Here is a 670-nt window from a genome sequence, read left to right on the forward strand (position 1 = left end):
ACGGAGCAGTTGGACCGCAAGGACCAGCAGGTGCTGACGGAGTTGACGGAGCAGTTGGGCCGCAAGGACCAGCGGGTAACGATGGAGCAACAGGACCACAAGGTCCTCAAGGGAATACAGGTCCACAAGGACCCGCAGGTAACGATGGCGCGGACGGAGCAGTTGGACCACAAGGACCAGCAGGTAACGATGGTGTTGACGGCGCTGACGGAGCAGTTGGACCGCAAGGACCAGCAGGTGCAGATGGTGCTGACGGAGCTGTTGGACCACAAGGACCGGCAGGTGCAGATGGTGCTGACGGAGCAGTTGGACCGCAAGGACCAGCAGGTGCGGATGGTGCTGACGGAGCAGTTGGACCGCAAGGACCAGCAGGTGCTGACGGAGTTGACGGAGCAGTTGGACCACAAGGGCCAGCAGGTGCGGATGGCGCTGACGGAGCAGTTGGACCACAAGGACCGGCAGGTGCAGATGGGATTGACGGAGCAGTTGGACCACAAGGTCCTCAAGGAAATACAGGTCCACAAGGACCCGCAGGTAACGATGGTGTTGACGGCACTGACGGAGCAGTTGGACCGCAAGGACCAGCAGGTGCAGATGGCGCCGACGGAGCAGTTGGACCACAAGGACCAGCGGGTGCAGATGGTGCTGACGGAGCTGTTGGACCACAAGG

Annotated in this window: 1 pseudogene; it reads left to right on the forward strand. The window is 61.5% G+C overall.

From position 1 onward, the window contains the following. Window positions 1-670 (forward strand): annotated as a pseudogene (locus Q1A01_RS23610) (hypothetical protein); the annotation flags it as partial.

Source organism: uncultured Dokdonia sp., assembly GCF_947492815.1.
In the GTDB taxonomy this organism is placed as follows: Bacteria; Bacteroidota; Bacteroidia; order Flavobacteriales; family Flavobacteriaceae; genus Dokdonia.